The organism is Nocardioides ultimimeridianus, from assembly GCF_054777895.1.
Window position 1 is genome coordinate 1 of the sequence record NZ_BAAHAB010000008.1, and the last position, 22,112, is coordinate 22,112.

Sequence of the window (22,112 nt, forward strand, 5' to 3'; positions counted from 1 at the left end):
CCGCGCCGCCGGATGCGCGGTCGCGCTCCTTGCCCTCGGCGGGGTCCTCGCGCGGCACCAGCACAGCCCGCCGCCCGCGCCGGCGTCGGTCATCAGCGCCCCGGGGTACGCCGGCCTCCTCACCGCGCTGCGCGCCGGCCCCGGCACCGAGGTCACCGGCCTCTACCTGGCGTCCGACTTCGCGCAGGTGCACGTGCGCGAGGACGGCCGGGACCAGATGTGGGACTACGACCCGAGCGAGGGCCTCCGCCTGGTGGGCGCCAGCCGCGCGACGGGCCGGGACCGGTCGTTCGACCCCAGCCGCTTCGACGGGGGCCGGCTGGCGGACGCCTGCGCCGCGACCGCCCAGGAGGTCGAGAACACCCCGGACCGGTGCGTGGTCGTCATCGGCGTCCCCGGCCGGCTCACCCAGCCCGCCTGGGTGGAGGTGACCTTCGGCCAGTACACCGACTACTTCGACCCCGCGCTGCGCCAGGTCTACCCGGCGGACGGGTAGCCGGGGGGAGTGGCGCCGGCCGGTAGTGGGTACCGGGGCCTGCCCCCGAGCACCACTGTCGAAGGAGAGGTCGTGGAGACCGACACCCTGCTGAGCGGGCGCTATCGCCTCGGGGCGCGCGTCGGCAGCGGCGGCATGGCCGATGTGCACCGTGCCACCGACGAGCTCCTCCGGCGCGAGATCGCCGTCAAGGTGCTGCGCGCCTCCGATGCCGACCGCAACCGCTTCGCCGACGAGGCCTGCACCGTGGCCCGGCTCAACCATCCCGGCATCGTCACCGTGCTCGACGCGGGCCTGGACGACGACCGGCCGTTCATCGTGATGGAGCTCGTCGACGGCCCCACACTGGCCGAGGCCCTCGCCGCCGGCCCGCTCGACCCGGACCGGGTCCGTGCGATCGGCGAGCAGCTGGCCGCTGCGCTGGCCTACGCCCACGACCAGGGGATCGTGCACCGCGACGTCAAGCCGGGCAACGTGCTGCTGCGGCCCGACGGCACGGCCTGCCTGGCCGACTTCGGCATCGCCCGCATGGTGGGGCGGGCGCTCGAGCACACCACCGAGGGAATGGTGGTCGGCTCGCCGGCCTACCTCGCCCCCGAGCAGGTCGCCATGGAGGACGTCGGCCCGGCCGCCGACGTCTACTCGCTGGGTCTGGTGCTGCTCGAGGCGCTCACGGGCCGGCGCGCCTTCGCGGGCACCGGGGTCGAGGTCGCCTTCGCGCGGATGCGGTCCGCGCCGACGATCCCCGTCTCGCTCGGCACGCCGTGGGTCACCACGCTGGCCGCGATGACCGCGCGCGACCCGGCCGAGCGGCCCGCCGCCGGAGAGGTGGCCGGGATGCTCGCCGGGCCGGTGGCCCTGCCGGGCGAGGAGACCGTGTCGTTCACGCCGGGTGCCACCCGCCGGCGTCGTGCTGCCGGTGCGGTGCTGGCAACCGTGGTAGCCCTCCTGGCGGCCGTGTTGGCGGTCGGCGTCGCGGACGGCACCGACCGGCCCTCCGTCGTACCGCCCGTGGCGCCGCGGACCACCGAGGCCGCCCGTCAGCAGCCCGCGTCCTCGGCTCCGGCGACCCCGGCCACCCACCGCGTGGCCACCGTGGCGAGGACCACGAAGCCGAAGCCGCGCGTGCACCACCACGTCACGCAGGTCAAGCGCAAGCACGGCAAGGGCCACCACCGGCACCGTCATCACTGACCCGCGCGCAGCGGTGAGCGCGTGAGGAGAAGTTGACCAGAGGCGTACGCCGCGACGCGAGAGGCCGAAACGGCGTACGCCCACGATCGTCGCATGAGCCTGAGCACCGAACCCACTACGACCGGCGCCACCACGTCACCAGTGGCGCACCGCAGCGGCCGCTGGATCGACGACTGGCGGCCCGAGGACCCCGAGTTCTGGGAGTCCACCGGCGCACCCATCGCGCGCCGCAACCTGATCTGGTCCATCTTCTCCGAGCACCTCGGCTTCTCGGTCTGGTTGATCTGGAGCGTCTCGTCGGCGTTCCTCCTCGCCCAGGGCTTCAACTTCACGCCCCAGCAGCTGTTCTTCCTGGTGGCGATCCCCAACCTGGTCGGCGCGCTGCTGCGGGTGCCCTACACCCTGGCGGTCGGCAAGATCGGCGGTCGCAACTGGACCATGGTCAGCGCGAGCATGCTGCTGATCCCGACGCTGCTGTTCGCCTTCTTCGTGACCCACCCGAGCACGCCGTACTGGGCCTTCTGCCTGATCGCGGCCACCGCCGGCTTCGGTGGCGGCAACTTCTCCAGCTCGATGGCGAACATCAACTTCTTCTACCCGACCCGGCTCAAGGGGGCCGCGCTCGGCCTCAACGCCGCGGGCGGCAACATCGGCGTCGCGATCATCCAGTTCTTCCTGCCGATCATCGTCGGCGGCGCGGGCGCCTTCGGCCTGGTCAAGGCCTCCGCGGGCGGCGTGCACCTGGAGCGCGCTGCCTGGCTGTACGCCGGCCTGGCGATCGCCGCGACCGTCGCGGCGTACTTCTTCATGGACAACCTGACCAGCGCCAAGACCGACACCAAGTCCCAGCTCGCCGTGCTCAAGCACAAGCACACCCTGATCATGGCGTTCCTCTACATCGGCACCTTCGGCTCGTTCATCGGCTACTCCTCGGCGATGCCGCTGCTGATCAAGCTGAACTTCTGGCGCCAGCCCGTCCCGACCGTCGTCGGCATCGGCATCAACTTCGCCTTCTACGCCTTCCTCGGCGCGCTCGTCGGCTCGCTGACCCGCCCGCTCGGCGGCTACCTGGCCGACAGGTTCGGCGGCGCGCGGATCACGCTGGCCGCGTTCGTCGGCATGATCGTCGGCACCCTCGGCATCCTCGTGACCCTGGGTCACCTCGAGGGCTTCCCGCCGCCGCCGACCCCGGAGGCGCTCGCCAAGATCAAGGCCGACCCGAAGTCGTTCACCTTCCCCGACCCGGTGGTGCACGCGATCCACGCCAACCACGCGGTGTTCCCGGTGTTCCTGGTGATCTTCCTGTTCGTCTTCGCCTGCACCGGCATCGGCAACGGCGCGACCTACAAGATGATCCCCGCGATCTTCCGCAAGGACGCCGTCGGCGCGACCGGCGAGGGCACCCCGGAGCGGGAGCTCGCGCTGCTCGACTCGACGAAGAAGGCCTCGGCCGCCGCCGGCATCATCGGCGCCATCGGTGCCCTGGGTGGCTTCCTGATCCCGATCACCTTCTCCAACCCGTGGATCACCGACCCGCTGGGCGCCACGAAGACCGCCTTCTGGATCTTCACCGCCTTCTACGTGGCCTGTGCGGCCGTCACCTTCACCGTCTACGTGCGCCGCAAGGGTGCGTACGCCGGCATCTGACGCCACTCCCATGACGCGGGCCTGCCTCGGGGCAGGCCCGCGTCGGCCATTTCGTGAGCACGTGAGAACTAGTTGACACCGCGGGTCGGCCGCCCGCTCCGGAACCGAAACGCCTGCGACCTGAAATGGACGACATGACCGAGATCCGCACCCACTGCCCGTACTGCAGCCTGCAGTGCGGGATGACCCTGCAGGTGCGGGGCCGGGGGCAGCTCGAGGTGACGCCGTGGGAGGAGTTCCCGGTCAACCGCGGTGCGCTGTGCCGCAAGGGCTGGACCTCGACCGGGCTGCGGGGGCACCGCGAGCGGCTGACCACGCCGCTGATCCGCGACCGGGAGACCGGCGAGCTCGCCACGGCCACCTGGGACGAGGCGCTCGACCTGATCGCCGAGCGGATCACGACGCTCCAGGACGCGCACGGCAAGGACGCGGTCGCGGTCTTCGGCGGCGGCGGCCTCACCAACGAGAAGGCCTACCAGCTCGGCAAGTTCGCGCGGGTCGCGCTCGGCACGAGCCAGATCGACTACAACGGCCGCTGGTGCATGAGCTCGGCCGCCAGCGCCGGCAACCAGGCGTTCGGGGTCGACCGCGGGCTGCCGTTCCCGCTGGCCGACGTGGAGCAGGCCGACGTGGTCGTGCTCGTCGGCTCCAACCTGGCCGAGACGATGCCGCCGGCGGCCCGCCACCTCGACGCCCTCCGCGAGCGGGGCGGGAAGGTCGTGGTGGTCGACCCCCGGCGTACCGCCACCGCCGAGCGCGCCGACCTGTTCCTGCAGCCGGTCCCCGGCACCGACCTCGCGCTCGCCCTGGGCGTGCTGCACCTGCTCGACGCGCAGGGCCTGGTCGACGAGACCTACGTCCAGCAGCGCACCACCGGCTTCGAGGACGTACGCCGCTCCGTCGCGGCCTGGTGGCCCGAGCGGGTCGAGCGCGTGACCGGTGTCGGCGTCGAGCAGCTGCGCGAGCTCGCCGCCCTGCTGGGTGGCACGAGGAAGGCGATGATCCTCACCGCCCGCGGCGCCGAGCAGCAGGCGCAGGGCACCGCCACGGTGCTGGCGTGGATCAACGTGGCGCTGGCCCTCGGCCTCCCCGGCGGCGAGTTCGCCGGCTACGGCTGCCTGACCGGCCAGGGCAACGGCCAGGGCGGCCGCGAGCACGGGCAGAAGTCCGACCAGCTGCCCGGCTACCGGATGATCGACGACCCCGCGGCCCGCGAGCACGTGGCGCGGGTCTGGGGCGTGGAGCCGGAGGCGCTGCCCGGCAAGGGGCGCTCGGCGTACGAGCTTCTCGACTCGCTGGGCGACGGCGGCGGGGCCAGGGCCCTGCTGGTCTTCGCCTCCAACATCGTGGTCTCCGCGCCCCGCGCGGACCACGTCCGCGAGCGGCTGGCGTCGCTGGACCTCCTGGTCGTCGCCGACATCGTGCTCAGCGAGACCGCCGCGCTCGCCGACGTGGTGCTGCCGGTGACCCAGTGGGCCGAGGAGACCGGCACCATGACCAACCTCGAGGGCCGGGTGATCCTGCGCCAGCAGGCCGCGAAGGCGCCCGAGGGCGTGCAGAGCGACCTGTTCATCATGGCCGGCCTGGCCGAGCGGCTGAAGGCGCCGGTCGGGTTCTCCCAGGAGCCGGAGGAGATCTTCGCCGAGCTCGGCCGCGCGTCGGCCGGCGGCAAGGCCGACTACGCCGGCATCACCTACGACCGGATCCGCGAGGAGCAGGGCGTCTTCTGGCCCTGCCCGTCGGTCGACAGCCCCGGCACCCCGCGCATGTTCACCTCGTCCTTCGCCACCCCGGACGGCCGCGCCCGCGCCCTCGTGCAGGAGTACGTCGGCGCCGCGGAGCAGCCCGACGCGACGTACCCGATCCACCTGACGACCGGCCGCGTGCTCGCGCAGTACCAGTCCGGAGCGCAGACCCGGCGGATCAGGGACCTCCCCGACACCGGGCCGTTCGTGGAGCTGCACCCGATGCTCGCCGGCCGGCTCGGCGCCCGCGACGGCGAGGCCCTGACCGTGCGCACCCGGCGCGGCGAGATGACCGCCCCTGCGCGGATCGTGACGACGATCCGGCCCGACACCGTCTTCGTGCCGTTCCACTGGGTCGGTGCCAACAAGCTGACCAACGACGCGCTCGACCCGTCCAGCCGGATGCCGGAGTTCAAGGTGTGCGCGGCCCGTCTCGAGGTCCCCGCATGAGGCGCCTGGTCGTCGTCGGCGCGGGCATGGCCACGGCACGGCTGCTCGAGGAGCTCGTCGCGCTCGGTGCGACCGAGCACTGGGCGATCACGGTGCTGGGCGACGAGTCGGCGCCGCCGTACAACCGGATCCTGCTGTCCGCCGTGCTCGAGGGCACCCACCGCCCCGACGCGATCGAGCTCCGCTCGCAGCAGTGGTACGCCGACCACGGCATCGACCTGCGCCTCGGCTCCCGCGTCCTCGGCATCGACCGCGAGCTGTCCGACGTGATGCTGGTCGACGGCACCGTGATCGAGTACGACGCGCTGGTGCTCGCCACCGGTGCCCTCCCCACCCTGCCGCCGATCCGCGGCCTGGTGCGGCTGGACGGCTCGCTGCACGAGTCGGTCCACGCCTTCCGCCACCTCTCCGACTGCGAGGGCCTGATCGGGGCCCTCGACGGCCAGCGCCGCGCGGTCGTCGTCGGCGGAGGCCTCCTCGGCCTCCAGGTCGCCCGCGCGCTGGCCATCCGCGGCCTCGAGGTCGAGATGGTCGAGGGCGGCGACCACCTGCTGCGCCAGCAGGTCTCGCGCACCGCGGGCCGCCTCCTCGCCCGCGACCTGAAGAAGCTGGGCACCCAGGTCTACACCGGTGCCCGCGTGGTGCGGCTGATCGAGGCCGGCGCGGGCCCCGGCTTCGGCCTCGCCCCCACCCGCGAGATCGACGGCCGCGTCTCGCTGCAGCTCGACAACGGCGCCAGCCTCGACACCGATCTCGTCATCCTCGCCGCCGGCGGCCGCCCGGCCACGTCGCTGGCCCGCAAGGCCGACCTGGACGTGCACCGCGGCATCGTCGTCGACGACCGGCTGCGCAGCACGTCCTGCCGCCCCGACGAGCAGATCTTCGCGATCGGCGACTGCGCCGAGCACGCCGGCCGCACCACCGGCTTCGTGCCTCCCGCCTGGGAGCAGGCCGAGGTCCTCGCCCGCGTCCTCGTCGACCGCCCGGTGAAGTACGACGGCCACCGCATCGTCGCCCGGCTGCGTGCGACCGACCTCGACGTGGCCGTCCTCGGCGACCCGGAGCAGGCCGAGGGCGAGGTGGTCGAGATGACCAACCCGGTCCGCGGATCGCACCGCAAGCTCGTGGTCCGCGACGGCCGGATCGTGGCCGGCGCGCTGGTCGGCGACCTGTCGCGGATCGGCCTGATCACCCAGCACTTCGACCGGCAGACGGTGCTCGGTCCCCGCGAGCCGGGCGAGCTGCTGCTCGCAGTGACCGAGGGGGACAGCACTCCCGTGGTGCTGCCCGACGAGGCCGAGATCTGCCAGTGCGCAGGCGTCTCGGCCGGCGCGATCCGCGCGTGCGGGTCGCTGGAGCAGGTGCGGGCGGAGACCCGTGCCACCACCGGGTGCGGCGGGTGCGGCGACGCCGTCCGCCAGCTCCTGGCCTCGCGTGTTACAGCCTCGTAACGGGGATCTCACGTCTCGGTGAGGCCGTGAGAAGTAGTTGACCGCGGGGTGCTCCTGAGCGGTCCGGACGCGAAACCGGAACCGCGTGGAATAGGTAGTGCACCGAGGGAAAGGGCATCAGATGGCACACCGCTTGCAGCTGGTCGTGGTCGGGCACGGCATGGTCGGCCACCGGTTCGTCCAGGCCGCGATCGAGCGTGGTCTCACCGAGACCTACGACGTCACGATCATCGGCGAGGAGCCGCGTCCGGCGTACGACCGCGTCGCGCTGACCTCCTTCTTCGAGCGGGGCGCGGAGGCCCTGAGCTTCCTGCCCGGCGGTACCTACGACGACCCGCGCGTCACGCTGCGCACGAACGTCGAGGCCATCGCGGTCTCCCCGAAGCACCGCATCGTCACGCTCAACAACGGCGAGGACCTGCACTACGACGACCTGGTGCTCGCGACGGGTGCCTACCCGTTCGTCCCGCCGGTGCCGGGCAAGGACCTCAAGAACGTCTTCGTCTACCGGACGATCGAGGACCTCGAGGCGATCCGCAAGGCGTCGAAGAAGGCCAAGATCGGTGCCGTCATCGGCGGCGGCCTGCTCGGCCTCGAGGCCGCGAACGCGCTCTACCAGCTGGGTCTGGAGACCCACGTCGTCGAGCTCGCGCCGCGCCTGATGGCCGTCCAGATCGACGACGCCGCCGGATCCACGCTCAACAGCCACATCAACAAGCTCGGCCTCAACGTCCACACCGGCGCGATGACCGAGGCGATCCTGGGCACCGAGAAGGTCACCGGCCTCGCGCTCAAGGACCGCAACCCGATCGACGCCGACCTGGTCGTCTTCAGCGCCGGCATCCGGCCGCGGGACAACCTCGGTCGCGCCGCCGACCTGGACATCGCCGAGCGCGGCGGCATCCTGGTCGACGAGCACTGCCGCACCAGCGACGAGCACATCTACGCGATCGGCGAGTGCGCGGCGCCGGGCGGCCGGATGTACGGCCTGGTCGCCCCCGGCTACGACATGGCCGAGGTCGTCGCCGACACCCTGCTCGGCGGCGAGGGCACCTTCGACGGCGCCGACATGTCCACCAAGCTCAAGCTGCTCGGCGTCGACGTCGCCTCCTTCGGTGACGCCTTCGCCACGACCGAGGACTCCCTCGAGGTCGTCTTCTCCGACGCCGTCGCCGGCATCTACAAGAAGCTGGTCGTCAAGGAGAAGGCCGACGGCGGCTACGAGCTGCTCGGCGGCATCCTGGTCGGCGACGCCAGCCAGTACGGCGTGCTCCGCCCGCTGGTCGCCTCCGGCATGACCCTCCCCGACAACCCCGAGGACCTGATCCTCCCGGCCTCCCGCGGCGGTGTGGAGATCGGCCTGCCCGACGAGGCGCAGGTCTGCTCCTGCAACAACGTGACCAAGGCCGAGATCGTCGCGGCCGTCTCCGACGAGAGCACCCTCAACGACGGCGGCCCGTGCAGCGACGCGGGCTGCGTCACCAAGTGCACCAAGGCCGGCTCGACCTGCGGCTCGTGCAAGCCGGTGGTCAAGAAGATCGTCGAGGACTTCTTCGCCGCCTCGGGCAAGACCGTCGACAAGAGCCTGTGCGCGCACTTCCCGATGACCCGCCAGGAGCTGTTCGAGGTCGTGGCGATCCACGGCTACAGCCGCTTCGACGAGATCATCGAGGCCCACGGCTCCGGCCGCGGCTGCGACATCTGCAAGCCCGCCGTCGCGAGCATCCTGGCCAGCCTGCTCAACCACCACGTGCTCGACGGCGCCAACGCCACGCTGCAGGACACCAACGACGCCTACCTCGCGAACCTGCAGAAGAACGGCACCTACTCGGTCGTCCCGCGCATCCCCGGCGGCGAGATCACGCCGGACAAGCTGATCGTCATCGGCCAGGTGGCCCAGGACTTCGGGCTCTACACCAAGATCACCGGCGGCCAGCGCATCGACATGTTCGGCGCCCGGATGGAGGACCTGCCCGCGATCTGGAAGCGCCTGGTCGACGCCGGCATGGAGTCCGGCCACGCCTACGGCAAGTCGCTGCGGACCGTGAAGTCCTGCGTCGGCTCGACCTGGTGCCGGTACGGCGTGCAGGACTCGGTCGGCCTCGCCATCGAGCTCGAGCTCCGCTACCGCGGTCTCCGCAGCCCGCACAAGCTCAAGGGCGGCGTCTCCGGGTGCGCCCGCGAGTGCGCGGAGGCCCGCAGCAAGGACTTCGGCATCATCGCCACCGAGAAGGGCTGGAACCTGTACGTCGGCGGCAACGGCGGTGCCATCCCGGCCCACGCCCAGCTGCTGGCCGGCGACCTGTCCAAGGACGAGCTGATCCGCTACCTGGACCGCTTCCTCATGTACTACATCCGCACCGCCGACCGGCTGCAGCGCACGGCGTACTGGATGGACGAGGTCGGCGGCCTGGACCGGGTCCGCGAGGTCGTCGTGGAGGACTCCCTCGGCCTCGGCGCCGAGCTCGAGGCGGCCATGGCCGGGCACGTCGACAGCTACTTCGACGAGTGGAAGGCGACCGTGGAGGACCCCCAGAAGCTCGCCCGCTTCGTGTCCTTCGTCAACGCCCCCGGTACGCCGGACCCGAACATCACCTTCAGCGAGGAGCGTGGCCAGATCCAGGCTGCCCTCACCGACGGCCCGGTCGACCTGGGCTCGCGAATCCCGGTAGGAGCCCCGTGATGCAGGAATGGGAGTCGGTGTGCCGGCTGGAGCAGATCACCCGCGAGAGCGGCGTCACCGCACTGGTGCACGGACGTGCGGTCGCCGTGATCCGCACCTACGACGACGAGGTGTTCGCCCTCTCGAACTACGACCCGATCGGGCACGCGTCGGTCCTCGCCCGCGGCATCGTCGGCACGATCACGGTCGGTGACACCGAGGTCCCGTTCGTGGCGAGCCCGCTGCTGAAGCAGAAGTACGACCTGCGCACCGGCCGTTGCCTGGACGACCCCGCGGTCGTCGTACCCACCTACGAGGTCCGCATCGACGACGGGGTTGTGGTGGTGGGTCCCCGGCGCGAGACAATCGCGTCGTGACCGATCTGCCCCTCGCCGGATTCCGGATCGGCGTGACCGCCGCCCGGCGGGCCGAGGAGCAGGTCGCGCTGCTGGAGCGCCGCGGTGCCGAGGTCGTGCACGCGCCGGCCCTGTCGCTGGACCCCAACCACATCGACGAGGTGGCGCTCCGGGCCGCGACCGAGGACGTCCTGGCCCACCCGGTCGACATCTTCGTGGCGACGACCGGCATCGGCCTGAACTCCTGGTTCGCCGCCTCCGATCGCTGGGGCCTGCTCGGCCGGCTCCGCGAGCACCTGGCCGGCGCCGAGATCCTCGCTCGCGGCCCCAAGAGCGTGGGCGCGCTGCGCCGCTCCGGCCTGCGCGAGCTGTGGGCACCGGAGTCCGAGCAGCTCGACGACGTCCTCGCGCACCTGCGCGGCCGGGACCTGACCGGGCTGCGGATCGTGGTCCAGGAGCACGGCCAGTCGCTGTCGATGGCCGCGCACGCCCTGCGCCGTCAGGGCGCCGATGTCACCACCGTCACGGTCTACCGGGTCGAGGGCGCCGAGGACCCCGAGCCGATGTTCGGGCTGGTCGAGGACATCGCGATGCGACGGGTCGACGCCGTCACGTTCACCGCCGCCCCGGCGGTGGCGGCGCTGATGCAGGCCGCCACCTCCACCGGCCACCGCGACGAGGTCGCGGCCGCCTTCCAGGCCGACGTGATCGCCGCCTGCGTGGGCCCGGTCACCGCCGCCGCCTTCGAGATGTGGGGCGTGCCCACGATCTTCCCCGAGCGCTCCCGGCTCGCGGCCATGGTCAAGCAGCTCGAGCTCGAGCTGCCCTCGCGCGCCACCGGCACCAGCCTCGAGGTCGCCGGCCACACCCTGCTGCTGCACGGGACCGACGTGCTCCTGGACGGCGCCGAGGTCAAGCTCACCCCGGCGCCGTACGCCGTGCTCCAGGCGCTCCTGGTCAACCCCGGCATCGTGGTCTCGCGTCGCGAGCTGCTGGCCGCCCTGCCGTCCGGCACCGCTGGCTCCGAGCATGCCGTCGAGATGGCCGTCGCGCGCCTGCGGGCCGCGCTGGGCACCCGGGTCATCCAGACCGTGGTGAAGCGTGGCTACCGGCTGGCGGTGGCCCAATGAGTAGCTACCCCACGAACTTCTCGGCTCCCCCGCTGCGCTCCTCCGCCGACAACTTCGCGGGGACCCCGCGGCTCCTCACCGTCGCCCACGGCACCCGCAACCCCGCCGGTAACCTGGTCGCCGCCGAGCTCACCGCGATGGCGGCGCGCCGGCTCGGGTGCGTCGCCACCACGTCGTACGTCGAGCTGTGCGCGCCCCTCTTCGCCGACGTCGTCGCCGACCTCGGGGCGCGCGACACCGCCGGTTCGGTTGCGGTGGTGCCGCTGCTGCTCTCGACCGGCTACCACGTGCGCCACGACCTGCCCACCCAGGCGGGACCGGACCTGCCGGTCGGGCGCCCCCTCGGCCCCGACCCGCTGCTGGCCGCCGTGCAGGTCGAGCGGCTCGTCGCCGTCGGCGCCCGCCGCGGGCAGCCCGTGGTGCTGGTGGCCGCCGGCTCGAACGACCCGGCCGCGAGCGACGACCTCGAGCGGGCGGGCCGGCTCCTGGCGGTCGCGTGGGGCGGTCCGGTCCGGGTCGCGACCCTGTCCGGCATCGGCCAGCGGCCGGCCGAGGTGGTGCGGCGAGGGGACGCCGTGTCGCCGTACCTGCTGGCTCCGGGGCACTTCGCCGATCGCGCGCGGGCCGAGTCCCTCGCGGCCGGTGCGGCCACCGTCGCCGACGTGCTCGGCCCGCACCGCCGGGTGGTGGAGCTGATCACCGCCCGTGCCCGGGACCTGATCCGCGCCGCCGCCTGAGCCCGGCCGGACTCAGCGGAAGTTGATGAGCAGCACGCCGGAGTCGTCGTCGGCGGGCGGCTCGGAGATGCCCGGGATGTCCTGCGCGGGCAGGCTGCCGGTGTCGTAGTCGCGCACGTAGTTCGCGGCGAGCGGGACGGTCTCCTCGCCGGCGTACAGCCCCGCACCCATGGTGTCGACGACGGCCGGGTTCTCCCGGGTCACGTCGGCGAGGCTCTCGCCGGGCTCCTCGGCGGCGACCTCCACCGCGGGTCGGGGTGCGCGGTGTGGCTTGACCGCGACCATCGCGCGGTAGCACTTGGTGAGGTAGGGCAGCTGCATGCCGTCGTATCCGCGACCGAAGTCGTCGTAGAACGCCAGCACCTCGCGGATCTTGGCCTCGCGCTCGCCCTGCGGAAGCGTCGAGATGGTGGAGCGGGAGAGGGCCAGGTCCTGGATCGAGTCACGGTCGACGATCTGCCAGTGCTTGAAGATCGCCTCGTCGGGGATGCCGAAGTAGGGCGACGCCTCGAGTGCCTCGTCCGGGCCCGCGGTGCGCTCCGCCTCGGAGACGCCGAGCAGGCGGCCGAGCCGCCTGACCCACGGGATGCTCTCGTCCTTGATGTTCCACGCCAGCGCCAGGTGGCCGCCGCGCTTGAGCACGCGCGCGATCTCCGGCAGCGCGATCTCCTTGTCGAACCAGTGGTAGGCCTGGCCCACCACCACGACGTCGATGCTGGAGTCGGGGACCGGGATCTCCTCGGCGCTGCTCTGCGTCACCCGCATCTCCGGGAAGCGCTGGGTCAACCGGTCGAACATCTGCGGGTCGGGCTCGGTGGCGTGCACGTCGTGCCCGAGCGCGAGCAGCTGCTCGGTCAGCTTGCCCGTGCCGGCCCCGAGCTCGAGCACGGTCAGCGGCCGGTCGTCGGCGTCGCCGGTCAGCCAGCGGGCAGCGTCCAACGGGTAGCCGGGACGGGCCCGGTCGTACGCGTCGACCACGCCCCCGAAGGACAGGGCGAGATCAGGGGAGTTCTGCTCGGACATCAGCGCAAGGCTACGCCCGGCGGGCCCGAAAAACGGGCAGCGCCGCGGGGGTGGATGGCGCATTACAGTGCGGCCATGACGGACGACGACCTCCTCGCGTACGACGACACGGGCGCCGGCCCGGCGCTGGTGCTCGTGCACGGGCTGACCTTCAGCCGGCGTACCTGGGACCCGGTGGTGGAGCGGCTGCGGGACCGCTTCCGATGCATCGCGGTCGACCTGCCCGGCCACGGCGACTCGACCGGCTCGGGCGCGAGCCCCTCGGTCGTGGTCGAGCGGCTGCACGCCACCCTCGCGGGCCTCGGCGTCGAGGAGCCGGTGGTGATCGGACACTCCGCCGGCACGATGACGGCCATCGGCTATGCCGCACAGTTCCCGGTCCGCGGGGTCGTCGACGTCGACCAGCCGCTGGTCGTCGGGCAGTTCGCCGGGTTCGTGCGGCAGCTGGGCGACGCGCTGCGCGGGCCCGACTTCGCCGGCGCGTTCGCACCGTTCGAGGAGAGCATCGGCGTGGCCCGGCTGCCCGAGCCGGAGCGCAGCCGGGTCGCCGGCACCCGCCGTGTCGAGCAGGCGCTCGTGCTCGACCACTGGCACACGCCCCTGACCATGCCCCCGGCCGAGATGCAGGCGCTGGTGGACGGCCTGCTCGACGCCGTCACCGCCCCCGTCCTGTACGTCGCCGCGGAGGACCCGCCCGCGCCGGTGCGCGACCACCTGGCCGACCATCTCGACGACCTCGAGCTCGTCGTGATGCCGCCCGGCGGCGGCCACCTCGCGCACCTGGCCGAGCCGGACCGGTTCGCCGAGGCGGTGGCCGCGTTCGCGGACCGCGTCGTACCTCCTGCTTCCTGAGGTCTCGGATCCGAGACGGTCTTCCGCGGACCCCGGCTTGCCGCACCTGCGCGGCGCTCGCGACGATGCCCCCATGCACATCCCGCGCTTCGACCTCAGCGACCTCTCCTTCGACGTGACGTCGCCGGAGGTCCACGAGGCCCGTGAGGAGAGCTGGTACGCCGAGACCAACTACGGCCTGGCCGTGCTCCGGTACGCCGAGGCGAACGCGATCCTCAAGGACCGCCGCTTCCAGCAGGGCACGGCGCAGTGGCCCGCGCAGAACGGCGTGCACGACGGCCCCTTCCACGACTGGTGGGCCAAGACCCTGCTCGCGCTCGAGGGCGAGGAGCACACCCGGATCCGGCGGCTGCTGTTCCCGGCGTTCAAGCAGCGGCCCATCGCGGCCATGCGCCCGCGCTTCCAGCAGATCGCAGGCGAGCTGATCGACGGCTTCGCGGCCCGCGGCGAGGTGGAGTTCATCTCGGAGTTCGCGGAGCCCTACGCCTCGCGGATCATCTGCGGGCTGCTCGGCCTGCCCGACGAGGAGTGGCCGCAGGTCGCCCACTGGGCCGACGACCTCGGCAAGAGCTTCGGGGTCAACCTCAAGGCCGACCTGCCGCGCATCGAGGGCGCGCTCGACGGCCTCTACGGGTACGTCGCCGACGTGGTCGCATCGCGCACCGCAAACCCGACCGACGACCTGGTCAGCGACCTCGTGCGGGCCCAGCAGGAGGAGCGGCTGAGCGCCGAGGAGCTCGGCGTCGCCCTGGTCTTCCTGGTGTTCGCGGGCATGGAGACCACCCGCAACCAGCTCGGGCTCGCGCTGCAGACCCTGCTCGCCCGCCCCGACCAGTGGAAGCTGCTCGGCGCCGACCCCGAGCTCGGCCCGAACGCCGTCGAGGAGGTCATGCGGGTGAACCCCACGGTCACCTGGATCACCCGCGAGGCCCTCGAGGACGTCGAGATCAACGGCCTGCTGATCCCCAAGGGCGGCATCGTGCAGCTGCTCTCGCACAGCGTCGGCACCGACCCGCGCGCGATGCCGGTGACCGACTTCGACATCACCTCGCCGCGGCCCACCCACATGGGCTTCGGCGGCGGCGTGCACCACTGCCTGGGCCACTTCGTGGCCCGCATCGACATGGCCGTCGCGCTGCCGCTGCTCGCGGCCCGGATGCCCGACGCGGTCCCCGATGGCCCGGGGGAGTGGCTGCCGGTCAGCGGCAACACCGGCGCCATCCGCTTCCCGATCCGGTTCACGCCCGTCGGCTGACGGCTCCTAGGCTGGGCGGGTGACCGACCTCCCCGCCGCCACCGCCGGCTGGCTGCAGTCGCTCGAGGGCGTGCCGTCGGCGTACGCCGGAGCGCGGGACGGCATCGACGTCGTGCTCCGCGACCGCGGGCTGCGCCGTACCAGCCCCGAGATGACCGCCGAGTCGCTGCTGCGCGGCGCCCACGCGAGCGCGGCACTGGAGGGCTCCGGGTCGACGCTGGCCCAGGTCCGGGCCGGTGAGGGCGACGAGATCGCCCAGGACGCCGTACGCCTCTCCACCGAGCTGCTCGGCCTCGCGCCCGCCCTGCGTGCCCAGCCGCTGCAGGCGCTGGCGCGGATCCACGCGCTCGCCGCGGCCACGTCGCTCCCGGCCGAGCGCCTCGGCCGGCCGCGCGACGCCTCGTCGGCGGAGGTCCTGCGCGCCGTCGCCGAGCTGATCACCACGCCCTCGGACGCGCCGGCCCTCGGCATCGCCGCGATCGTGCACGCGGACCTGGCCGCCGCGGCGCCCTTCCCGAGCCACAACGGCATCGTCGCCCGGGCCGTCGAGCGGCTGGTCCTGGTCGCGCGCGGGGTCGACGAGAAGTCGCTCATCGTGCCCGAGGCCGCCCACCTGGCGCTGCGCGCCCAGTACGAGTCCAACCTGCGCGGCTGGGCCGCCGGCAGCCCCGCGGGCCGCCACTCCTGGCTGCTCTACTCCGCCGAGGCGTACGCCGCGGCCGCGGAGGCCAGCCCGCTGCGGCGTACCGCCGAGTGAGGGTCGTCAGGTTGAGCGGTGCGGTTCCCGTACCGCTCAACCTGACGACCGCGCCCCGGCCCGCTGCTGCGCGATGAACCGCGTCGCCATCCGGTTGACCACGACCGGCGCGAGCCGCCCGAGCCGCCACGCGATCCGCGCCTGCAGTGGCTCGACCACGATCGCCTCGTCGGCGGCCACCGCGGCGAGCACCCGGCGGGCGAGCACGTCGGGGTCCACGGGCCGCTTCACGCCCTGCCCCTCGAGGTAGAAGTCGCGGCCCCGGTAGGCGCCGATCTCGCCCTTGTCCAGGATCGGGGTGTCGACCGCGGCCGGGCAGACGACCGTGACGCCGACCCCGTGCGCGGCGGCCTCGGTGCGCAGCGCGAGGGAGAGGCCGACGACGGCGTGCTTGGTGGCGACGTACGACGTCATCAGGCCGGCCGCCATCAGCCCGCCCATCGAGGCGGTGTTGACGATGTGCCCGCCGCCCTGGGCGATCATCCGCGGGTAGGCGGCGTGGACGCCGTGCACGACGCCGCGCAGGTTGACGTCGATGATCGCGTTCCACTGCTCGAGGGTGAGGTCCTCGGTGTTGCCCAGGAAGGTGATGCCGGCGTTGTTGAAGAGCAGGTCGATCCGGCCGTGCTCGGCCACGACCGCGTCGACGGCTGCCTGCACGGAGGCGGCCGAGGTGACGTCGACCCGGCGCGCGACGGCGGTCCCGCCGCCCGCGGCGTCCCGGGCCACCCGGGTCGCGGCGTCGAGGTCGAGGTCGGCGCAGACGACGTACGCGCCCTCGGCGACGAGCGCGCGCACCAGTGCGGCGCCGATGCCGGAGCCGCCGCCGGTGACGATCGCGGTCCGGGTCATGCGAAGGCCTTCTCGACCAGGCCGACCAGGTCGGGGTAGCGGCGCAGGTGCCCGCCGCCGTTGATGTCCAGGGTCTCGCCGGTGATCCAGCGCGACCGGTCCGAGAGCAGGAACGCGATCGCCTCGGCGATCTCCTCGGGCTCACCGGAGCGGCCGAGGGCGGTGTTGTCGAGGTAGTCCTCGCGGACCCCTGGGATGTCCATGGCGGGCGCGGTCAGCGGCGTGATCACCAGCCCGGGCGCCACGGCGTTGACCCGCACCCCGCGCGACCCGAGCTCGAGCGCGGTCACCTCGGTGAGTGCGACCAGGCCCGCCTTGGAGGAGCAGTACGCCGCCAGGCCGGTCCCGGGCTGGCGGGCGTTGAGCGAGGAGAGCGAGACCAGCGACCCGCCGTCGGCGACCGTGCGGCCGGCGTGCTTGAGCACCAGGAAGGCGCCGGTGAGGCAGACGTCGACGATCCGCCGCCACTCGGCGGCGTCGTGGTCGACGACGCGTGCCAGGGTGCTGACGCCGGCGCAGTTGACGACGCCGTGGAACGGCCCCTCGCCGGCCACGCGCTGGAACAGCGCCTCGACCGCCGCCTCGTCGGTGCGTCCACGTCGAGGTCCGCACCCGTCCCGGGCAGGTCCGCCACGACCACCTCGTGGCCTTCCGCGCGGAGGACCCGGGCGGTGGCCGCGCCGATCCCGGACGCGCCTCCGATGACGACGACTTGCTGCATGGCACCGCTCCTGACATTCGTCTGAACTTGTTGACACCTGTCAAATGACCGGCCTAACGTGACCGCCATCACCCCCGTTTGTCAAGGATCGGTCGAGGAGCACGGATGAACAGACCCACGGTCGCCGTCATCGGCGCCGGCATCAGCGGCCTGACGATGAGCAAGATGCTGGCCGACTACGGCGTGGAGTTCGCGACCTTCGAGTCCTCGGACCGGGTCGGCGGCAACTGGGCCTTCGGCAACCCCAACGGCCACAGCAGCGCCTACCGCTCGCTGCACATCGACACCTCGAAGCACCAGCTGTCCTTCAAGGACTTCCCGATGCCCGCGGACTACCCGGACTTCCCGCACCACACCCAGGTCAAGGACTACCTCGACGCCTACGCGGACGCCTTCGACATCCGGAAGAACATCGAGTTCGAGAACGGGGTCGTCCACGCCCGCCGCCTTGCTGAGGGCGGCTGGGAGCTGGAGACCCAGCGGACCGGCGTACGCCGCTTCGACGTGCTCCTGGTCGCCAACGGGCACCACTGGGATCCGCGCTTCGCCGACAAGCCCGGTGAGTTCACCGGCCTGACGATGCACTCGCACGCCTACATCGACCCGCGCACGCCGTACGACCTCACCGGCAAGCGGATCCTGATCATCGGGCTGGGCAACAGTGCCGCCGACATCGCCGTCGAGCTGTCCAGCAGGACCCTCGACAACGAGGTGGTGATCTCGACCCGCTCCAGCGCGTGGATCGTGCCGAAGTACTTCGCCGGCAAGCCCGCCGACAAGTACTACAGGACCTCGCCGCACATCCCGTTCGCGTGGCAGCGCAAGTTCGTCCAGGTGATGCAGCCGATGACGGCCGGGCGGCCCGAGGACTACGGGCTGCCCACGCCCAACCACAAGTTCTTCGAGGCCCACCCGACCCAGTCGGTCGAGCTGCCGCTACGGCTCGGGTCGGGCGACCTGCGCGCCAAGGGCGACATCTCGCGGTGGGACGGGCCGACCGTGCACTTCGAGGACGGCACGTCGGAGGACTTCGACGTCGTCATCCACGCCACCGGCTACAACATCACCTTCCCGTTCTTCGACGAGGACGTGATCAGCGCGCCGGAGAACCACATCCGCCTCTACAAGCGGATCTTCAAGCCCGGCATGGACGACGTCGCGTTCATCGGCTTCGCCCAGTCCACGCCGACGCTGTTCCCTTTCGTCGAGTGCCAGACGCGGCTGGTGGCGGCCTGGCTGGTCGGGCGCTACACGCCGCCGAGCGTGGCCGAGATGGAGCGGGTGATCGACGAGGACACCCACAAGTACACCGCGCACATGGTGCAGCGGCCGCGGCACACCCAGCAGCTCGACTACTTCCTCTACGAGCACGACCTGCGGGTCAAGGAGATCCCCGCGGGCCTCGCCCGGGCAGGGGTACGCCGATGAGCGACGAGCGCCTGTGGGCACGGATGGTCGACCGGCGCAGCGTCAACCGTGGGGACCAACGGCGTAGTGCCCTGCTGGCGGCCCTCGACGACCTGCTCCGCGAGCAGACGCTGGAGGAGGTGAACGTCGCGGAGATCTCGCGGCGCGCGGGCGTGACCCGGTCGGCGTTCTACTTCTACTTCGAGAGCAAGGCGACCGCCGTCCTGGCGCTGATGGCCGAGCTGTACGACGACGCCTCGGACGCCACCGACCTGCTGGTCAAGGCCGAGGGCGACCCGCGCGAGCGCATCCGCACCGTCATCGCCACGCTGTTCGCGTCGGTGGACCGTACGCCGCACACCTACCGCGCCCTCCTCGAGGCGCGCGCCGCCAGCCCGGCCGTCCGCGAGCTGTGGGACGCCGGGCGTGCGGAGTTCGCGGGCATGGTCGCGGAGATGATCGAGCGCGAGCGCGCGGTCGGCCACGCCACCGCCGGCGTCGACGCGTCGGCCCTGGCCGCCGTGCTGCTCGACCTCAACGACCACGCCGTCGAGCGGCACGCCCTCGGGGTCGGACCCGAGCGCGAGGCGCACATCGACGCCATCACCCACATCTGGATCCAGAGCATCTACGGGAGCACTTCGTGAGCACCTCGTTCGACTTCCGCTCCGCCGGCGTGCGCTGCGCCGCCACCCACTTCCCCGGGCCGGAGGGCGCGCCCGTGGTCGTCCTCGGTCACGGCCTCGCCGGCACCCAGGACTCCGGCCTGTTCCCGTTCGCCGAGGCGTTCGCGGCCGCCGGGCTGCACGCGGTCACCTTCGACTACCGCGGCTTCGGCGCCTCCGACGTGGCGGCCGGCTCGCCGCGCCAGACGGTGTCGCTGGCCGACCAGGTCGCCGACTGGCACGCCGCGATCGACGCGGCCAAGGCGCTGGCCGGCGTCGACCCCTCGCGGGTCGCGGTGTGGGGCGTCTCGCTGGCCGGCGGCCACGTCGTGTCGGTCGCCGCCTCCCGCCCCGACGTCGCCGCGGTGGTCTCCGTCGTGCCGATGGTCGACGGGCTGGCCGCCGCCCGGCTGGCCACGCGGCACCACAGCGCCGGCCGGCTGGCCGCCTCGACGGGCCGCGGCCTCGCGAGCGCCGTACGCCGCCGGGCCGGCCGGGGCCCCGCGATGATGCCCGTCGTCGCGCGTCCCGGGGAGCCCGGTGCGCTGACCCTCGACGGCGCGCTCGAGGACTACCTCGCCATCGCCGGGCCGACCTGGCGCAACGAGATCGCGGCCGACGTGGTCCTCGAGCTCGGGTCGCGGGCACCGCTCAGGGCGGCGGCCTCGCTGGAGGCGCCGTGGCTGGTGCAGGTCGCCGACTTCGACCGCAGCGCGCCCCAGCACGCCGCGATGAAGGCGGCGTTCGCGGGGCGGGCCGAGGTGCGGCACTACCCCGCCGACCACTTCGACCTGTTCGCCGGCAAGCCCTTCCACGAGCCAGCCGTCGCGCATGCCCTGCACTTCCTGCGCCGGCACCTGGCGGTGGCCGCCCCGGCGACCTCTCCGGCGACCTCTCCGGTTGCAGTGGAGAGCGCCCGTGCCTGACACCGTCCGCGACCTCCTCCTGCAGCACGCCGGGAGCGAGGACACCGGGATGAAGCACGGCGACCTGACCTGGTCGTGGCGCGAGGTCATCGCCGGAGCGGCGGCCCGGGCCCACGCCCTGCGCGAGCTGGCCGGGGACGTCGGGCGGCCGCACGTCGGCGTACTCCTCCCGAACAGCCCGGAGATGGCGCTCGCCCTGGCCGCCGGCGCCATCGGCGGGCACGTCACCGCCGGCATCAACACGACCCGTCGCGGAGAGGCGCTCGCGTCCGACGTACGCCGTGCCGACTGTGCCGTCCTGCTGACCGACAGCGCGCACCTGCCGCTGCTGGCCGGGCTCGATCTCGGCGGGGCGACCGTGATCGACACCGACGCCACGGACTGGCGGGAGCGGGTGGGCGCAGCCGCGACCACGACCGACGGGTTTCCCGACGTCGGGGCGATGGACACCTTCATGCTCATCTTCACCTCCGGCACGAGCGGCGAGCCCAAGGCCGTGCAGGTCGCGCACTTCATGGTGACGATGGCGGGCTCGGTCCTGGCCGAGAAGTACGGCCTGGGCGGCGCGGACGTCGTCTACTGCTCGATGCCGCTGTTCCACAGCAACGCGGTGATGGCCGGATTCGCGGTCGCCGCGGCGTCGGGCGCCGCGCTGGCGGTGGCGGAGTTCTCCGCGACCGGGTTCCTCAGCGACGTGCGGCGGTACGGCGCGACGTACCTCAACTACGTCGGGAAGCCGCTCGCCTACGTCCTCGCGACGCCCGAGCGGCCCGACGACGCCGACAACCCGCTGCGCTTCGCCTTCGGGAACGAGGCCTCCGAGCGCGACATCGGCGAGTTCGCGCGGCGGTTCGGGTGCTCGGTCTGGGACGGCTTCGGCTCCACCGAGAACGCCATCATCATCACCCGCGACGAGGCCACGCCGCCGGGCTCGATCGGGGTGCCGTTCGACGGGGTCGCGGTCTACGACCGGGTGACGCGGACCGAGTGCCCGCGTGCGACGTACGACGCGGACGGGCGGATCACCAACCTCGACGAGGCCGTCGGCGAGCTGGTCAACACCCAGGGCGCCGGGTTCTTCGGCGGCTACTACAACGACGAGCGGGCGACCGCCGAGCGCCTCGACGGGGGCATGTACTGGTCCGGTGACCTCGCCTACCGCGACGCCGACGGCTTCGTCTTCCTCGCCGGCCGCACCGACGACTGGCTGCGGGTCGACGGCGAGAACCTCGCCGCGGCGCCCGTCGAGCAGCTGCTGCTGCGCCACCCCGCGATCTCCCAGGCGGCCGTGTACGCCGTCGCGGACGACGTCGGCGACCAGCTGATGTGCGCGCTGGTGCTCCGCTCCGGTGCGTCCCTGACGCCGGAGGACTTCGCGGCCTTCCTGGCCGCCCAGCCCGACCTGTCGCCCAAGGCCTGGCCCCGGCACGTGCGGATCGCCGCCGCCCTGCCCAGCACGGCGACCAACAAGGTCCTCAAGCGCGAGCTGCGCGCCCAGGGCCTGGCCACCGGCGACCCGGTGTGGACGCGGGACGGGCGGGAGCGTCGCTACGACGTCGAGTCGATCTCGAGCTGACGAAAACGCAAGTGGCACCCGGGCGGTCATGCCTCCCGGGTGCCACTGCTGACACGTGATCCGCTGGCTACCAGGCGTGCATCGGTCAACTACTGCCTCGGGAGTGTCCCGTCCGGTCAGCGCCCAATTAGGAAGGGTAGATCGCCGCGTGGGTACCTGGGTCACGTGTTGCTCTATCGAGTTCTGCTGACCTTTCTACGCCGGGCTGGG

Annotated in this window: 19 protein-coding genes; 16 read left to right on the forward strand and 3 right to left on the reverse strand. The window is 72.6% G+C overall.

Features of this window, described 5'->3' with window-relative positions:
* The 9 genes from ACYU8V_RS08485 to ACYU8V_RS08525 all read left to right on the forward strand — a co-directional run.
* Positions 1-496: hypothetical protein (locus ACYU8V_RS08485; protein WP_460846619.1), on the forward strand; the 496-nt coding region annotated here is incomplete at its 5' end.
* A 72-nt stretch (positions 497-568) separates the two neighbouring features.
* A complete protein-coding gene (locus ACYU8V_RS08490; protein WP_460846620.1) occupies positions 569-1,690 on the forward strand; it encodes a serine/threonine-protein kinase in 1,122 nt (373 codons plus the stop codon).
* Between the two features lie 93 nt (positions 1,691-1,783).
* Positions 1,784-3,337: an MFS transporter gene (locus ACYU8V_RS08495; RefSeq protein ID WP_460846622.1), complete on the forward strand. Its 1,554-nt coding sequence runs from the start codon at positions 1,784-1,786 to the stop codon at positions 3,335-3,337.
* A 134-nt stretch (positions 3,338-3,471) separates the two neighbouring features.
* Complete coding sequence (locus tag ACYU8V_RS08500; RefSeq protein WP_460846623.1) at positions 3,472-5,532, forward strand: molybdopterin oxidoreductase family protein; 2,061 nt, start codon at positions 3,472-3,474, stop codon at positions 5,530-5,532.
* Positions 5,529-6,983 (forward strand): FAD-dependent oxidoreductase, encoded by a 1,455-nt coding sequence (locus tag ACYU8V_RS08505; protein ID WP_460846624.1) that lies wholly within the window; start codon positions 5,529-5,531, stop codon positions 6,981-6,983. Before ACYU8V_RS08500 ends, ACYU8V_RS08505 begins: the two co-directional genes overlap by 4 nt.
* Before the next feature lie 121 nt (positions 6,984-7,104).
* Positions 7,105-9,666, forward strand: coding sequence for a nitrite reductase large subunit NirB (gene nirB / locus ACYU8V_RS08510; RefSeq protein ID WP_460846625.1), 2,562 nt, complete (start codon positions 7,105-7,107; stop codon positions 9,664-9,666).
* Complete coding sequence (gene nirD / locus ACYU8V_RS08515; protein WP_460846626.1) at positions 9,666-10,022, forward strand: nitrite reductase small subunit NirD; 357 nt, start codon at positions 9,666-9,668, stop codon at positions 10,020-10,022. The genes nirB and nirD overlap by 1 nt, the downstream gene beginning before the upstream one ends.
* Positions 10,019-11,131, forward strand: coding sequence for a uroporphyrinogen-III synthase (locus ACYU8V_RS08520; protein ID WP_460846628.1), 1,113 nt, complete (start codon positions 10,019-10,021; stop codon positions 11,129-11,131). The genes nirD and ACYU8V_RS08520 overlap by 4 nt, the downstream gene beginning before the upstream one ends.
* Entirely contained in the window at positions 11,128-11,868 is a 741-nt protein-coding gene (locus ACYU8V_RS08525; protein ID WP_460846630.1) for a sirohydrochlorin chelatase, read from the forward strand. Before ACYU8V_RS08520 ends, ACYU8V_RS08525 begins: the two co-directional genes overlap by 4 nt.
* Positions 11,869-11,880: 12 nt before the next feature.
* Here ACYU8V_RS08525 and ACYU8V_RS08530 read toward each other — a convergent pair whose 3' ends face one another.
* Positions 11,881-12,891: a class I SAM-dependent methyltransferase gene (locus tag ACYU8V_RS08530; RefSeq protein WP_460846631.1), complete on the reverse strand. Its 1,011-nt coding sequence runs from the start codon at positions 12,889-12,891 to the stop codon at positions 11,881-11,883.
* 75 nt (positions 12,892-12,966) lie between these two features.
* Here ACYU8V_RS08530 and ACYU8V_RS08535 point away from each other — a divergent pair, with 75 nt between their 5' ends.
* The 3 genes from ACYU8V_RS08535 (at position 12,967) to ACYU8V_RS08545 (ending at position 15,755) form a co-directional block, all read left to right on the forward strand.
* The gene (locus ACYU8V_RS08535) at positions 12,967-13,743 is read left to right on the forward strand and encodes an alpha/beta fold hydrolase (RefSeq protein ID WP_460846633.1); all 777 of its coding nucleotides are present in this window, start codon (positions 12,967-12,969) and stop codon (positions 13,741-13,743) included.
* 73 nt (positions 13,744-13,816) lie between these two features.
* Positions 13,817-14,998 (forward strand): cytochrome P450, encoded by a 1,182-nt coding sequence (locus ACYU8V_RS08540; protein ID WP_460846634.1) that lies wholly within the window; start codon positions 13,817-13,819, stop codon positions 14,996-14,998.
* A gap of 19 nt (positions 14,999-15,017) precedes the next feature.
* The gene (locus tag ACYU8V_RS08545; protein ID WP_460846636.1) at positions 15,018-15,755 is read left to right on the forward strand and encodes a Fic family protein; all 738 of its coding nucleotides are present in this window, start codon (positions 15,018-15,020) and stop codon (positions 15,753-15,755) included.
* A gap of 36 nt (positions 15,756-15,791) precedes the next feature.
* On the opposite strand, the gene ACYU8V_RS08550 is transcribed toward ACYU8V_RS08545, so the two are convergent.
* Positions 15,792-16,607 (reverse strand): SDR family NAD(P)-dependent oxidoreductase, encoded by an 816-nt coding sequence (locus ACYU8V_RS08550; protein ID WP_460846638.1) that lies wholly within the window; start codon positions 16,605-16,607, stop codon positions 15,792-15,794.
* Positions 16,604-17,365, reverse strand: coding sequence for an SDR family NAD(P)-dependent oxidoreductase (locus ACYU8V_RS08555; RefSeq protein WP_460846639.1), 762 nt, complete (start codon positions 17,363-17,365; stop codon positions 16,604-16,606). The genes ACYU8V_RS08550 and ACYU8V_RS08555 overlap by 4 nt, the downstream gene beginning before the upstream one ends.
* Positions 17,366-17,433: 68 nt before the next feature.
* On the opposite strand from ACYU8V_RS08555, the gene ACYU8V_RS08560 reads away from it, so the two are divergent.
* From ACYU8V_RS08560 to ACYU8V_RS08575, 4 genes are read left to right on the forward strand one after another with little or no spacing between them, the layout of a single operon-like run.
* On the forward strand, positions 17,434-18,756 hold the full coding sequence (locus ACYU8V_RS08560; RefSeq protein WP_460846641.1) for a flavin-containing monooxygenase: 1,323 nt from the start codon (positions 17,434-17,436) through the stop codon (positions 18,754-18,756).
* Positions 18,753-19,382 (forward strand): TetR/AcrR family transcriptional regulator, encoded by a 630-nt coding sequence (locus ACYU8V_RS08565; protein WP_460846643.1) that lies wholly within the window; start codon positions 18,753-18,755, stop codon positions 19,380-19,382. The genes ACYU8V_RS08560 and ACYU8V_RS08565 overlap by 4 nt, the downstream gene beginning before the upstream one ends.
* Positions 19,379-20,326: an alpha/beta hydrolase gene (locus tag ACYU8V_RS08570; RefSeq protein ID WP_460846644.1), complete on the forward strand. Its 948-nt coding sequence runs from the start codon at positions 19,379-19,381 to the stop codon at positions 20,324-20,326. Before ACYU8V_RS08565 ends, ACYU8V_RS08570 begins: the two co-directional genes overlap by 4 nt.
* Positions 20,319-21,902 (forward strand): AMP-binding protein, encoded by a 1,584-nt coding sequence (locus tag ACYU8V_RS08575; protein WP_460846646.1) that lies wholly within the window; start codon positions 20,319-20,321, stop codon positions 21,900-21,902. Before ACYU8V_RS08570 ends, ACYU8V_RS08575 begins: the two co-directional genes overlap by 8 nt.
* The last annotated feature ends 210 nt before the right edge of the window (positions 21,903-22,112 follow it).